At 58.7% G+C, this 13,557-nt stretch carries 15 protein-coding genes; 6 read left to right on the top strand and 9 right to left on the bottom strand.

Annotated features, from left to right (window positions below; translation table 11 throughout):
* Positions 1–9: 9 nt before the first annotated feature.
* Genes slmA through coaBC form a run of 5 tightly spaced genes read right to left on the bottom strand, consistent with a single transcriptional unit; the run spans position 10 to position 4,662 of the window.
* On the bottom strand, positions 10–612 hold the full coding sequence (slmA, locus tag JJQ76_RS17400) for a nucleoid occlusion factor SlmA (protein WP_210398235.1): 603 nt from the start codon (positions 610–612) through the stop codon (positions 10–12).
* Positions 609–1,526 carry an acetylglutamate kinase gene (gene argB / locus JJQ76_RS17395; RefSeq protein WP_210398234.1) on the bottom strand — a complete coding sequence of 306 codons (918 nt, stop codon included), beginning with the start codon at positions 1,524–1,526 and terminating at the stop codon, positions 609–611. Before argB ends, slmA begins: the two co-directional genes overlap by 4 nt.
* A gap of 34 nt (positions 1,527–1,560) precedes the next feature.
* Entirely contained in the window at positions 1,561–2,967 is a 1,407-nt protein-coding gene (locus tag JJQ76_RS17390) for a phosphomannomutase/phosphoglucomutase (RefSeq protein ID WP_210398233.1), read from the bottom strand.
* 37 nt (positions 2,968–3,004) lie between these two features.
* Positions 3,005–3,460, bottom strand: a complete 456-nt coding sequence (dut, locus tag JJQ76_RS17385) for a dUTP diphosphatase (RefSeq protein ID WP_210398232.1) — start codon at positions 3,458–3,460, stop codon at positions 3,005–3,007.
* Positions 3,457–4,662 carry a bifunctional phosphopantothenoylcysteine decarboxylase/phosphopantothenate--cysteine ligase CoaBC gene (gene coaBC / locus JJQ76_RS17380; protein ID WP_210398231.1) on the bottom strand — a complete coding sequence of 402 codons (1,206 nt, stop codon included), beginning with the start codon at positions 4,660–4,662 and terminating at the stop codon, positions 3,457–3,459. The genes dut and coaBC overlap by 4 nt, the downstream gene beginning before the upstream one ends.
* A gap of 114 nt (positions 4,663–4,776) precedes the next feature.
* On the opposite strand from coaBC, the gene radC reads away from it, so the two are divergent.
* Entirely contained in the window at positions 4,777–5,451 is a 675-nt protein-coding gene (gene radC / locus JJQ76_RS17375; protein WP_210398254.1) for a RadC family protein, read from the top strand.
* On the opposite strand, the gene JJQ76_RS17370 is transcribed toward radC, so the two are convergent.
* Genes JJQ76_RS17370 through JJQ76_RS17355 form a run of 4 tightly spaced genes read right to left on the bottom strand, consistent with a single transcriptional unit; the run spans position 5,446 to position 10,188 of the window.
* Positions 5,446–6,639, bottom strand: a complete 1,194-nt coding sequence (locus tag JJQ76_RS17370) for an EAL domain-containing response regulator (RefSeq protein WP_210398230.1) — start codon at positions 6,637–6,639, stop codon at positions 5,446–5,448. The two genes, radC and JJQ76_RS17370, sit on opposite strands and share 6 nt — an antisense overlap.
* Before the next feature lie 2 nt (positions 6,640–6,641).
* Entirely contained in the window at positions 6,642–8,657 is a 2,016-nt protein-coding gene (locus JJQ76_RS17365) for an ATP-binding protein (protein WP_210398229.1), read from the bottom strand.
* A gap of 16 nt (positions 8,658–8,673) precedes the next feature.
* Positions 8,674–9,432, bottom strand: coding sequence for a hypothetical protein (locus JJQ76_RS17360; protein ID WP_210398228.1), 759 nt, complete (start codon positions 9,430–9,432; stop codon positions 8,674–8,676).
* Positions 9,433–9,444: 12 nt separating this feature from the next.
* On the bottom strand, positions 9,445–10,188 hold the full coding sequence (locus tag JJQ76_RS17355; RefSeq protein ID WP_210398227.1) for a substrate-binding periplasmic protein: 744 nt from the start codon (positions 10,186–10,188) through the stop codon (positions 9,445–9,447).
* A 157-nt stretch (positions 10,189–10,345) separates the two neighbouring features.
* On the opposite strand from JJQ76_RS17355, the gene JJQ76_RS17350 reads away from it, so the two are divergent.
* The 5 genes from JJQ76_RS17350 (at position 10,346) to thiD (ending at position 13,245) form a co-directional block, all read left to right on the top strand.
* The gene (locus JJQ76_RS17350; RefSeq protein ID WP_210398226.1) at positions 10,346–10,918 is read left to right on the top strand and encodes a response regulator; all 573 of its coding nucleotides are present in this window, start codon (positions 10,346–10,348) and stop codon (positions 10,916–10,918) included.
* A gap of 164 nt (positions 10,919–11,082) precedes the next feature.
* Positions 11,083–11,319: a 50S ribosomal protein L28 gene (gene rpmB, locus JJQ76_RS17345; RefSeq protein WP_210398225.1), complete on the top strand. Its 237-nt coding sequence runs from the start codon at positions 11,083–11,085 to the stop codon at positions 11,317–11,319.
* Between the two features lie 11 nt (positions 11,320–11,330).
* Positions 11,331–11,486 (top strand): 50S ribosomal protein L33, encoded by a 156-nt coding sequence (gene rpmG, locus JJQ76_RS17340; protein ID WP_210398224.1) that lies wholly within the window; start codon positions 11,331–11,333, stop codon positions 11,484–11,486.
* A 114-nt stretch (positions 11,487–11,600) separates the two neighbouring features.
* A complete protein-coding gene (gene mutM / locus JJQ76_RS17335; protein ID WP_210398223.1) occupies positions 11,601–12,416 on the top strand; it encodes a bifunctional DNA-formamidopyrimidine glycosylase/DNA-(apurinic or apyrimidinic site) lyase in 816 nt (271 codons plus the stop codon).
* Positions 12,417–12,429: 13 nt separating this feature from the next.
* Positions 12,430–13,245, top strand: a complete 816-nt coding sequence (gene thiD / locus JJQ76_RS17330) for a bifunctional hydroxymethylpyrimidine kinase/phosphomethylpyrimidine kinase (RefSeq protein ID WP_210398222.1) — start codon at positions 12,430–12,432, stop codon at positions 13,243–13,245.
* Positions 13,246–13,557: the final 312 nt, after the last annotated feature.

Genomic DNA, 13,557 nt, shown 5'->3' with positions numbered 1-13,557 from the left:
GCGAAGCGGTCAGGCGTCGCGGAACAACGCCTGGGCCAGCAGTGGCCACTGTTCGTCCCAGCTTTGGGTGGGTGGCTGCTCGAACTCGCTGCGTACAAACTGCCTGATACGCCCTTCCGCCGCGGCCATCAGCAGGTTGGCGGTGGCGGTGGGGGTGGCCTGGGTGCGCAGACCCTCGCGCATTTCAGCCTCGCGGAGGATGCGGCGCAGTTCAGTCTCCAGGCGGTCGAACAGCTTGCTGACCTGACGCCGCAGGCGTTCGATCTCACCCGACAGGGCGTCGCCGGTGAGGATGCGGCTCATGCCCGGGTTCTTCTCTACGAACGCCAGCAGCAGCGTCAGAATCTGTTCGCATTGCTTCTGGCTGCTGCCGTCGCTCTGGGTGATCATCTTCACCCGGCTGAACAGGGTTTCTTCCATAAAACCGATCAGGCCTTCGAACATCTTGGCCTTGCTGGGAAAGTGGCGGTACAGCGCAGCCTCGGAGACGCCCACCTCGCGCGCCAGCGCGGCGGTGGTGATGCGCGCACCCGGCTCAGCCTCCAGCATATGTGCCAGTGCTTGCAGAATCTGTTCGCGGCGGCTGATCTTGGGGGGGGCGATGTCGGTCATTGGTCCTCCCCGTGGCGGGAGTTGTTGGTGATCAGGGTGCCGACACCCTCGTCGGTGAAGATCTCCAGCAGGGTGGCATGGCTGACCCTGCCGTCGATGATGTGGACGCTGTTGACCCCCGCGGCTACGGCGTCGAGTGCGCAACCGATCTTCGGCAACATGCCGCCGTGAATGGTGCCGTCCTCGATCAGGGCGTCGACCTGGGCGGTGCTGAGGCCGGTCAGGACGTTGCCTTCCTTGTCCATCAGTCCGGCGATGTTGGTCAGCAGCATCAGTTTTTCTGCCTGCAATACCTCGGCAATTTTACCGGCCACCAGATCGGCATTGATATTGTAAGAGGCCCCGTCTTCACCCACCCCGATCGGGGCGATTACCGGAATAAAGTCGCTATTGACCAGCATCTCCAGCACCGAGGTGTTAATGCTTTCGACTTCACCCACGTGACCGATGTCGATGATTTCCGGAGCCTGCATCTCCGGTGACTTGTGCTTGACCTTGAGCTTTTTGGCACGGATCAATTCACCGTCCTTGCCGGTGAGGCCGATCGCCTTGCCGCCATTGGCGTTGATCAGGCCAACAATGTCCTTGTTGACCAGGCCGCCCAGCACCATCTCCACCACGTCCATGGTGGCGCTGTCGGTGACGCGCATACCGTTAACGAAGCGTGATTCGATGGCGAGTTTATTCAGCAGTTCGCCGATCTGGGGGCCGCCACCATGCACTACGATGGGATTGATCCCGACCAGCTTCATCATCACGATGTCGCGGGCGAAGCTGTTTTTCAGTTCCTCTTCGGTCATGGCGTTGCCGCCATACTTGATCACCAGAGTTTTGCCGGTGAACTGCTGAATGTAGGGCAGCGCTTCGCTCAATACCTGAGCGACGTTCATGGCTGCTTTGCGACTGATGGGCATAGCGTAGAACCTTCCTTAACTCGCGTGCGTTGTTTTACTTGTGGGGGATGTCCAGCGCGGGGTCGACCGCGTGCAGGCGCTGCTGGAACTGGCTGCGAATGCGCTCCAGCGCTTCGGCCGTTTGGGCTTCGAAGCGCAACACCAGCATCGGCGTGGTGTTGGAGGCGCGCACCAGTCCCCAACCGTCGGGGTAATCCACCCGGATGCCATCGATGGTCGAAGCATTGCCGCCGGGGTAGTCGCCTTGCTGCAACTGACTGATGATCTCGAATTTGCCGGCGTCGGTAACCTCGATATTGATCTCCGGGGTGCTGATATCCTCCGGGAAAGCGGCGAAAATGGCGTCGGCGTCGCGTGACTCCGTCGCCAGAATTTCGAGTAGACGCACCGCGCTGTAGAGGCCGTCATCAAAACCGTACCAGCGCTCCTTGAAGAAGATGTGGCCGCTCATCTCGCCGGCGAGTAACGCGCCGGTCTCTTTCATTCGTGCCTTGATCAGCGAGTGCCCGGTCTTCCACATCTCCGGTTCGCCACCGGCTTCTTCCAGTAACGGCTTAAGCAGGCGGGTGCATTTGACGTCATAGATAATCCTGGCGCCGGGGTTGCGCTTGATCACGTCAAGCGCGAACAGCATCAGCAGACGGTCGGGGTAGATAATATGGCCGGTGGGCGTCACCACGCCCACGCGATCGCCGTCGCCGTCAAAGGCCAGGCCGATATCGGCGCCGGTTTCCTTGACGGTGCTAATCAGGTCCTGCAGGTTGGCGGGCTTACCTGGATCCGGGTGGTGGTTGGGGAAGGTACCGTCGACATCGCAGAACAGCTCGGTGACCTCGCAGCCCAGTTCCTTGATCAGTTTGGGGGCGAGTTTGCCCGCGACGCCGTTGCCGCAGTCAACCACCACCTTGAGGGGGCGTGCGAGGGTGACATCGCTGACGATCCGTTCACGGTAGTCGCTGCTGACGCTGACCTTGGTGCGGTTGCCATGGCCGCTGAGGTAGTCCTGCTGCTGAATGCGGTGCAACAGTGCTTGAATATCCTCGTTGGCGAGGGTCTTGCCCTTGATAACGATCTTGAAACCGTTGTAATCGGCGGGATTGTGGCTGCCGGTGACCATGACTCCTGAGGTGCTGTCCAGTACGTGGGTGCCGTAGTAAAGCACGGGTGTCGGCACCATGCCGATATCGAGCACGTCGATGCCGGTGTCGCGCAGGCCTTGGGTCAGGGCGGCGGTCATCTCCGGCCCCGAGAGGCGGCCGTCGGCGCCGACGACGATGGTGTCCTCACCCTGTTGCTGTGCTTCGGTGCCGATGGCCAGGCCAATGTGATAAACCACCGCTACGGTCAGCGTATCACCCACGACGCCGCGGATGTCGTAGGCCCGGAAGATGGAGGTCGGCAGGTGGGTCGGAAGCGGGTATGCCAATACTTTGCTGTTCATAGTGTCCTTTCTCGTAAAACGGGGTAAAGCGCGCGAATCAGTGAGTGCCGGAGTGACCGAAACCGCCTTCGCCGCGGTGAGAGTCGCTGAACTCGTCAACGATCTCGAATTGGGCCTGAACCACGGGTACCAAAACCATCTGGGCGATCCGTTCGCCCGGTTGAATCTCGAAATTGCTATGGCCGCGATTCCAACAGGACACCATCAGCTGGCCCTGGTAGTCGGAATCGATCAGCCCCACCAGATTGCCCAGAACTACGCCATGTTTGTGGCCCAGTCCGGAACGGGGCAGTAGCATGGCACAGAGGTTGGGGTCTTCAATGTGGATCGACAGACCGGTGGGAATCAGTTCGGTCTGCCCCGGTTCCAAGGTCAACGGAGCATCGATGCAGGCGCGCAGGTCCATGCCGGCAGAGCCGGGCGTGGCGTAGGCGGGCAGAGGGAATTCGCTGCCGATGCGGGAATCGAGGATCTTTACCTGTAGCTGTTTCATGAAGCGTTGTTCTCGTAGCGTTGTGCGATGGCGTCGATCAGTTGTCGTGCCAGTTGTTGTTTAGGGGCCGGTCCCAGCGCCAGATCTCCCTGTTGGTCGATCAGCGTGACCGCATTGTCGTCGCTGTTAAAACCGATGTCCGGCTGGGATACGTCGTTGGCGATGATCAGGTTAAGGCCTTTGCGTTGCAGTTTGTCGCGCGCATGCTTGGTAACCTGCTCGGTCTCGGCGGCAAAGCCGACGCAGAAGGGGCGCTGCGGGTGGGCGGCGACGGTGGCCAGAATGTCTGGGTTACGGATCAGCTCCAGCGTCAGTTTGTCGGCGCTTTTTTTAATCTTTTGGTTGGCAACATCGGCCACCCGGTAATCAGCCACCGCCGCCGCCGCGATAAAGATGTCACACTCATTCACCCCGGCCAGACAAGCCGCGAGCATGGCGTCAGCGCTGTCGCAGCGCCGCAGGTCCACCCCGCGGGGGGCTGGCAGGTTGACCGGACCGCTCACCAAGGTAACCTCGGCTCCCGCGTCAACCGCCGCCTGCGCCAGGGCATAACCCATCTTGCCGGAGCTGTGATTACTGATGTAACGCACCGGGTCAATCGCTTCCCGGGTAGGGCCAGCCGTAATGGTGATTTTCTTGCCGCAGAGGCGCCCTTTATCAAAGGTCGCGGCGATCAGTTGAGCCAGCTCTGTTGCTTCGAGCATGCGCCCGGGGCCACTGTCACCGCAGGCCTGGTCGCCCACGCCCGGGCCCCAAATCGTCATGCCGAGGGATTCAAGGCGGGCACAGTTGTCTTGGGTACGCGGGTCGCGCCACATGGCCTGATTCATCGCCGGTGCCAGCGCGATGGGGGCTTCGGTGGCCAAGCACAGGGTGGTTAGCAGATCATTGGCCATGCCCGCGGCCAGGCGGGCGATAATGTCAGCGCTGGCGGGAGCAATAATTACCCGGTCAGCCCACTTGGCGAGCTCGATGTGGCCCATGCCGGCTTCGGCTTCGGGATTCAGCAAGTGCTGGTGGACCGGATTGCCCGAAAGTGCCTGCATGGTCAGCGGGGTGATAAATTCCGCCGCGGCGGTGGTAAGCACAACCTGTACATCGGCGCCAGCGGTTTTTAGCTGGCGGCACAGGTCTGCGCTCTTGTAGGCAGCGATGCCACCGGTTATGCCCAGCAGAATCTTTTTGTGCTTGAGAGTTTCCATCGGCTGTTTGGTTGACGGTTAGTAAAAGCTCACTAAGCTACCACTAGCGCGGCTAATTTCATAGCGCCGCCGCGGCTCAGGAGGAGCCGTTCAATGATGCAGGGAGGCCCTTTCATGGCGATCAATCAGTGGCCCGAGAACGAGCGGCCGCGGGAAAAATTACTGGCACGTGGCGCGGAAGCGCTGTCGGACGCCGAACTGTTGGCGATCTTTCTGCGTACCGGCGTGCCCGGGCGTTCTGCGGTGGATCTGGCGCGGGATCTGATTGGCCGTTTTGGCGGCCTGCGCGGCTTGCTCAATGCCGATGAGAAAACCTTTTGTGACGCGCCGGGCCTGGGGCGGGCCAAGTACGCCCAATTGCGTGCCGTACTGGCCATGAGTGAGCGCTATCTGGCGGAAGAACTGGCGCGAGGAGATGTGATAACCGGCGCGCAGGGGGCTGGTCGTTATCTGGGCAGTCGGTTGCGCGACCGTCCCCGGGAAGTGTTCGCTGTGATGTTGCTGGATAGTCAGCACCGGATGATCGGCTATGAAGAGCTGTTCGAAGGCACCATCGATCGGGCCAGCGTACACCCGCGTGAAGTGGTCAAGCGGGCGTTGCACCACAATGCGGCGGCGCTGATTCTGGCCCATAACCATCCCTCGGGCGTGGCGGAGCCGAGCGCCGCCGATCGCCAGATTACCCAGCAACTGACCGATGCACTGGCGCTCGTAGATGTGCGCGTGCTCGACCATTTGGTGGTTGGGGATGGGGTGCCGGTGTCGTTTGCCGAGCGCGGCTGGCTATGAGGCTGCGCGGATCGGTAGGTAGGCGTGTTCGAACTGGTCTGCCGGCAGCGCCGCTGAAAACAGGAAACCCTGTGCCGATCGGCACCCCATTAGTCGCAAGGCGTTGGCCTGACCTTCGTTCTCTACACCTTCAGCGACGACATCCATCTCCATCGACCGGGCCATCTGCAGAATCGCTTGCACCACTAGGCGTTTGCGTTGATGGGTATCGAGGTCATCGATCAGGCTCTTGTCGAGTTTCAGCTGGTTGAAGGCGTGCTGGCAAAGATAGCTGAAGTTGGAGTATTCGCTGCCAAAGTCATCTATCGACAAGGCAACCCCTTCGGATTGCAGGCGTCTGATGTTGAGCTGGGTGACGGGGTCGCTGCTGAGTAGCGCGTTCTCGACCAGCTCGAGAATCAGGTCCCTCGGAGCCAGCTGGCGCTGATTCAGGACTTCTAGCACGCGCGTTGCGAAGTCGTTCTGCTGGAGCTGGCCGGGAGTAATGTTAACGGCCATGGGCAGGTCGTTGAAACGGTTGTTCTGGCGCCAGCGACTGAGTTGTTCGCAGGCTTGCTCCAGTACCCAGTTGCCCAGCGGCTCGATCAGTTGATGGCGTTCTGCCAGCGTGACGAAAAGGAGCGGGGGGATGATTTCACCGTCGGTGGTGGTCCAGCGGCAAAGCGCCTCTGCTCCGCAAAGTTGATCTGTAAAGAGGTCGATTTTGGGCTGATAGTGCAGGCTGAGCTGTCCTTGCCGCAAAGCCACACGAAACATGCGAAGCAGAGCCTGCTCGTTACGCTGCTGTTCACGGTGGAGGTGATTCTGCTGCCGCTGTTCGATCAGCCCCAAAACGGACTGACGTAATTTTTGGCTGTCCCAGGGCTTGGGGATAAAGCGTGAAAGCTGGCCGCTATTGATCGCTTCGGCGAGGGCGTCATGGTCGTTGTAACCAGACAGCATCATACAATCGATCCCCTGATGGCGCCGGCAGGCTTCTTTGATCAGCTCGCTGCCATTCATCTGTGGCATCCGCTGGTCGGTGATCAGCAGGTCGATATCATGCCGGTCAAGGATCTGCAGGGCTTCGATACCGCTTCCGGCGGTGTGTATCGAAACAGCATCGGCCCGGAACAGGCGCTGGAGCGCTCGCAGAGCATGGGGTTCATCGTCAACGATCAGTATCGCGCCTTTGGCTGCCGTCTGCATGGTCAGGCTGCCTCCGAGTCCGTATGCTCGCTTGGTTGCCGGACCGGTAGGGTAACTATGAAACGGGTGCCGCGGCCGAGCTCGCTGTCGACGTCAATCCGACCGCCATGCTTCTTAATGATCCCGTAGGAAACCGACAATCCAAGCCCGGTGCCTTTGCCGACGGGTTTGGTAGTAAAGAAGGGATCGAACAGACGATCGACATGTTCCGGCTTGATGCCACTGCCGTTATCTTCCACTTCGACCACGACACTATCGTTCTGCGGGTAGGTGCGCAGGGTTATCTGGCCGCGATCGGGGATGGCGTGAGCGGCGTTAACCATCAGGTTCAGAAAAACCTGATTCAGCTGTGAGGGCATGCACTCGACGTCAGGAATGTCGGCAAATTCCCGGGCTACCTCGGCTTTGTATTTGATTTCGTTCCAGACCACGTTCAGTGTGCTGTCGAGTCCCTGGCGCAGGTCGGTGGGTTGCCAGTCGACCTCTTCGATTCGCGAGAAGTCCATCAGCGAACGGATGATGGTTTTGACCCGGTCGATCCCTTCACGGCTTTCGCCCAGCAGGCTGCCGATATCCTCGCTAACGAAGTCGAGATCAAGAGATTTCAGCTGATTCGCGATAGGCGCGAACAGGTCGGGGTGGGTGCGCTCGATCTGGTGATACAAAGCAATCGCGTCGATCAGGTCCTGCACGTAGCCGCTGAGTGAGCTGAGGTTGGAGTTGACGTAGCCAATGGGGTTGTTGATTTCGTGCGCGACGCCCGCGGCAAGAGAGCCGATTGACGCCATTTTTTCCGATTGCAGTAGTTGGTTATGGGCATCTTCAAGTTTCTTGATGGTCTTCAGTTGTTCGCGGGTTTTGATATGCAGTGAGTGCTCTACCTGTTTTAGCCGGGTCACGTCGCTGGATGTACTGAGAAGGTGGCTGATCTGTTGATCCGGCCCGCGCACGGGTGACAGTGTGGTGGCGAACCATAGCTGCTGTCCGCCTTTGGCCGTCAGTTGCACTTCGCCATGCCAGTGTTGCAGGGAGCCGTCGAGAAACTGGGGAATCAGTTCGTCCAGAGGAAGGTCGGCTTTCAGCAGTTGCTGGTACACCCTGTCCGCCTCGGAGCGTTCATGGCCGGTGAGTTGGGCGAAGCTGGGGGTGGTATAGCGCAGCTGCCCATTGAGGTCGAATATGGTCGATACGGTGGGGCTTTGCTCGATCGCACGCAGCAGGCGCGTGTTGGTGTTGCTGAGCTTGGTGTTGGCGTTACGCAGCTCCGCCAAGGTTATATTCAGCTTTCTAGTCATGGTGTGCAAAGCGGTGTCGAGCAGCTGCAGTTCGTTACAGGTTCTCTTGCCGTCGAGCTCCTGTTTGGTGCCGTCGGCCTCCAGCGGCAGACCGCGGATGGTATCGACCATGTTGTTGAGAGGGCGGCTTAGCAGGCGGTGCCCGAAGTAGAGAAAAACAATCCACAGGGTGATCGTCTTGAGCGTGGCGCCGATCACCAGCCCGATTAGCGTTTCCTCAACCTGGGCTATGACGACGCTGGAGTCAGAGTAAAAGTTGACTCTACCGAGTGGAGTTCTGTCTGCGGCGGACGGCGAGAGTAGATCGAAGCTGTGGCGGTACGGCCTGTCGAGATAGCTAACCGGGGATGCGGGGGCCAGCCCCATATCGCTGGCAAGCGGGGTGGTGCCGCGCTCGTCCACCGCGACACTGCCGTAGTGGGCCAGCAGAGCTCCATTGGCTTCGTAAACGCTGACGCCGACGATGTTGTCGTTGCTGACGATGCCTTCCAACAGGGTGGACAGCTGGTCCAGATCCAGATGCCAGACGCTCCCGGCGAGGCTGTCCTCAACCAGACGCTGGTGGTTGGACACTTCGCTGCGCACGTGGCTGCGGGTCTGATCGTACTCGGCCCATGCCTGAATCCCCGTAATGCCGATGGCAATCAGGCAATAGACGGCGAACACACGCTGCAGCAGCTGCATGCCGATGGAGTGGCTGAGATTGATTTCGTTAAGCCCCATGATCAATTCCCCATGCTTAATGCTGTGCCAGTACGGCTTGCTGAACCCGAATCAGGAGCTGCTGGAGTTCGTCGCGCCCGCCCGGAATCATGGCGAAACGGGTGTAGCTTTGGTGAGGCAGTTTGGCAACATACAGCTCGTTGGCGTGCTGGCTGACATATTGGTCTCTGGTCAGGAAGTAGTCGGTGGTAGAGCGCGGTAACAGGGTGACGTCGATGCGGCCGTGGATCAGCTTGAGCAGGTTGTCCCGTTCATGGTTGCCGTCTATGCGGGTGATGGCGCCGGCGTTCACCAGATCGTCGATGCCCAGATACTTGTGCCCGCGCATACCGCCCAGCGTCAGGCCGCGAAGCGACTCCGGGCTCTGGTAGGCCAGTGGCCTGGAAGCATTGCTGATCATCAGATTGGCGTCCTCTAGCAATGGCTGCCACAGGTAGTTGTCTGAATCACCTTTGATGAAACCCCATTTGGGATTCACCCAAGGTACCACCCAGCTGCTGTTGCAGTGGCTGTTTGGGCATTTGCCTGCGATCCAGTCTTTGAGCATCAAGTTGAGTCGGCTGCGCGGTACCAGAGTGACGTCGAAATGAAATTCGCCCACGGCGATGGCGTTGAGTTGTTCCGCGATATCGTAGGTCAGGCCCTGTCCGGGACCGGTCACAAAGGGCGGGTGGTCATGGTAGCTGAGCAGTTGAATGGTCTCCGCCTCAGCACGAGCGAGCGGGCTGAGCAATAGGAGTGTGCAAAGTGTGGCGAGCGAGAATCGGCGAGACATGTGACTCCTCCTTCAGGGGCTGTTGCGGTTGAGGATTTGTTGGTACTTGCCGCTGTTCCGCAACTGCTCCAGACCGCGGTCGAACTGTTCCCGTACCTTGGCGTCGGTAAACAGCACCCGCCGGGGGGAGACGGGAAAAAGGGGGTGAAAGGTGACCTCCGGCAGCTCAATGCCTTCTTGCGTCAGTTGCTGCCTGAAGTGGCTGAAGATCTTCTGGTCGGCGATCACAACGTCGGCCAGATTGCGAACCAGTGCCAGTACCTGATTCCGCTGCAACGGTAGTTCCCGGTACAGGGGGCTTTGATCTACCGCTGCGCGGTAATCCTCCCCCAGTGCCTGGCGCGCATTATAGAAAGCGACAACGCGGTGGTGGGCCAGATCCTTAACGGAGTGCAGCTTGATCGCTTTGCGCGCAAGCGTTATTGCGTAGTTCTGGTACTGAATGTGTTCGTTGGCCGCGAATAGTTTGGGAATATCGGATGCTCTGGGAGTGATCTGCGAGTTAGTGACCAGCGCATCGAGTCGTCCCAGACGCAGGTTGTTGTCTGTTCCTGTGCCGGCGAGATAGATCGGTTCGATCTCATAGCCATGAATCGCCAGGCTGTGGCTGATGATCTCCAGTTCGATACCGGTATCGTTACGTGCATCCACATAGGGTGGAACTGAAGCGCCGATGCCGACGGCCAGGCGTTCGCCGGCCTCAGTCGGGGTCGGCACAATTAGCAGTAGTAAGGCGAGCAATGTTATTGGTGTCATATCGGCCCCTCGTGATAAATCTCACTTGTAATCATTATGTTTAAAGGATCTAAACTGTCAATTGTGACATTGAGTGTTTTTGTATGGACTGTGACTTAGGTCATGAGTCAAAATGCAACGCGTTGAATTAGCGTGTGCTATCAAGCAGGGCGAACTCATGAGTGAGGTATTGACGACCGGAGAGGTCGCAAAGCATTGCGGGGTGAATTTTCGTACCGTGATCCGCTGGATCGAACGGGGGTATCTGAAATCCTTCAAGCTTCCTGGCAGGGGCGATAACCGAATCCGGGCAGAAGACTTTGTCGCATTTCTGCAGAACAACGACATGCCGGTGCCGCCGGAATACCAAGCGTTGTTGCGTCAGGCGCTGGTGGTTGATGATGACCGGAATATGTCCAACTCCATCCGTCGCGTACTGGTGCGTGCCGGCTATGAGGTCGAAGTCGCCAACGATGGCTTTCAGGCGGGAGCCGTGTTGGCGTCCAAGGTTCCGTCGGTGGTGCTGCTGGATCTTATGATGCCGGGCGTGGATGGTTTCGAGGTGCTGGCGTATATTCGATCCGAAAGCCGGTTGGCCGCCACCAAGGTGTTGGTGATCTCCGGGCTTGGAGAGGTCGAGCTGCAGCGGGCCAGAGATGCAGGGGCCGATGCAGTATTGGCCAAACCTTTTAAAAACGAGGAGTTGGAACAGCAGGTCAATGCGCTGCTGGGGTTGAGCGCCTCGAAATAGTCAAGCCCTTATTGCCTGAGGGTTGTGCTTTGCCCCCGGTTTCTGTATAGTCCACCGCCTGCTGTTCCGCGGTATGGGATTTTGTCCTCAATGGGTGAGGGCGCTCCGCCTGAGAAAACCGTGTGTTTTCGATATCTGGAACGCAGTAACCGAAGGTTTTGAGCATGGCTAAAGTATGCATGGTGACAGGCAAGCGCCCTGTCACAGGTAACAACGTTTCTCACTCCCAGGTAAAAACGCGCCGTCGTTTTCTGCCGAACCTGCACTGGCACCGTTTCTGGGTAGAAAGCGAGAATCGCTTCGTACGTCTGCGCGTTTCCTCTAAAGGTATGCGTATCATCGACAAGAAAGGCATTGATGCAGTCCTGGCTGAAGTCCGTGCCAACGGCGTTAAGGTATAAGGAGCAGAACAATGCGCGATAAGATTCGTATGGTTTCCAGTGCCGGTACCGGTCACTTTTACACCACCGACAAGAACAAGAAGAACACGCCTGAAAAGCTGGAGATGAAGAAATTCGATCCGACTATTCGTAAGCACGTGATCTACAAAGAAGCCAAAATCAAGTAATCGATTTTGTCTGGATAAGAGAAAGCCCGGTTCGCCGGGCTTTTTTGTGTCTGTCAGATAGTGATGGCTACAATGCAGCGGAGTGTTTTGTGTCATTAAGAGCGGGATGTCTGCATGCCTGAGTTGCCCGAAGTAGAGACCACCCGTCGGGGCATTGAGCCGCATCTGCTAGGACAGCGAATCGAGTCGGTCCAGGTGCGGGAGCCGCGGTTGCGGTGGCCGGTTCCAGGGGATCTGGCGGGGCGGCTTATCGGGCAGCGGGTTGTCAGCGTGGCGCGACGAGCCAAATACCTGTTGATAGGCCTGGATGCCGGGACGTTGATCGGTCATCTCGGTATGTCGGGAAGTCTTCGCATCGTGGCGGCGGAGGCGTCGCCGCAGAAGCATGATCATGTCGATATCGGGCTTGAGAGTGGGGCTGTGCTGCGGTTCAACGATCCGCGGCGCTTCGGTTCACTGCTATGGTGCGACGGGCCAGTTGAACAGCACCCATTGTTAAGTAGCCTGGGGCCGGAGCCGCTGGCTGAAGACTTTAGTGGTGACTATCTCTATCAGCGCTCTCGTGGGCGTCGTCAGTCGGTTAAAACCTTTTTGATGGCGAATGCCGTGGTAGTTGGGGTTGGTAACATCTACGCCAATGAAGCGTTGTTCGACGCGGGTATTGATCCCCGCCGTGGGGCCGGGCGGATTTCGCTGGCGCGCTATCGGGTATTGAGTGACTGTGTAAAGCTGGTGCTTGCGCGAGCCATTGAACAGGGTGGTACGACATTGAAAGACTTTGTTGGCGGCGATGGCAAACCTGGCTATTTTCAGCAGTCTCTCAATGTTTACGGGCGCGAGGGGCAGCCCTGTCGGCGCTGTGGTGAGTTATTGTTGCGTGAAGTGCTTGGGCAGCGCGCCACGGTGTATTGCAGCCAGTGTCAGCGATAAGAGGATAAGGGTGATGCGGCAAGAGCCGGTAGTGTTGGTGGTGGCCGGCTCGGATAGCGGGGCGGGCGCCGGGCTCCAGGCTGACCTTAAGACCTGCTTCGCGTTGGGAGTCTATGCTGCCACGGCAGTGACCGCGGTCACGGTTCAGAACACTCGGGGTGTGCGGCGTGTCGAGCCAATGTCGGCCGGGTTGGTGGCTGAGCAGATGCGGGCTGTGTTAGAGGACTTTAACGTCGCCGCTATCAAGATCGGCATGCTGGCTAGTGCGGCCGTGGTTGAGTCTGTTGTCGCGGTGTTGGCGGATTATCCTGGCTGTCCGGTGGTGCTGGATCCTGTGTTGTTGTCCACGAGCGGTGCTGAATTGCTCGAGCCTGCTGGGGTGGCGGTGCTAAAGCAAGACCTGCTGCCGAACGTCCAATTGGTCACCCCGAATCTGCCGGAGATAGCCTTGCTGGCGGGTATGGGCGAGCTCCAGTCTAGCGAGGAAATGCATGAAGCCGCAGCGCGACTACGCGGGTTAGGAGTGCCCGCGGTGTTGGTAAAAGGCGGGCATTCCGGCGGAGATCGATCTGACGACTGGTTGTTTGCCGAGGGACTGGAGCAGCGGTTTAGCGCACCCCGCATAAAAACCGGCAATACCCATGGGACTGGTTGTACCTTGGCGTCGGCGATTGCGGCCGGTCTGGCGCTAGGGCTGCCGTTAGCATTGGCGGTTGAAGCAGCCAAGCGTTACTTGACCGGGGCTTTGGGCGCGGCTGCCGTGCGTCGTTTGGGTAGCGGCTGCGGCCCCCTTGGTCATGATTTTGCCATGAACGAGAAATTTATCTGAAACAGTGGTTGACTCTGCGACTTAAGTCGATAGAATGCGCAGCCCTGTGAGGCGCAACAGACCACGGCCAAGGCGGTGGTGAACGGGCCCGCAGATAAGGCGGCAACGATTAATCAGATTGAAATAATCGTTGACAGGCCAGAGAGGCGCTCTATAATACGCGCCTCGCTTGAGACGAAAGACACCTCGCTCAGGCACGCTCTTTAACAAATCGACCATGCAATTCGTGTGGGCGTTTGCCGGGATGAAGCAGTAAAGCATTATCAAGGTAAACGACTCGTGAATTCATTTAACTACAACGTTTACGTTTAG

It is taken from the genome of Motiliproteus sediminis (assembly GCF_017912535.1).
GTDB lineage: Bacteria > Pseudomonadota > Gammaproteobacteria > Pseudomonadales > Balneatricaceae > Motiliproteus > Motiliproteus sediminis.
This window is presented reverse-complemented; position numbering and strand designations above follow the sequence as displayed.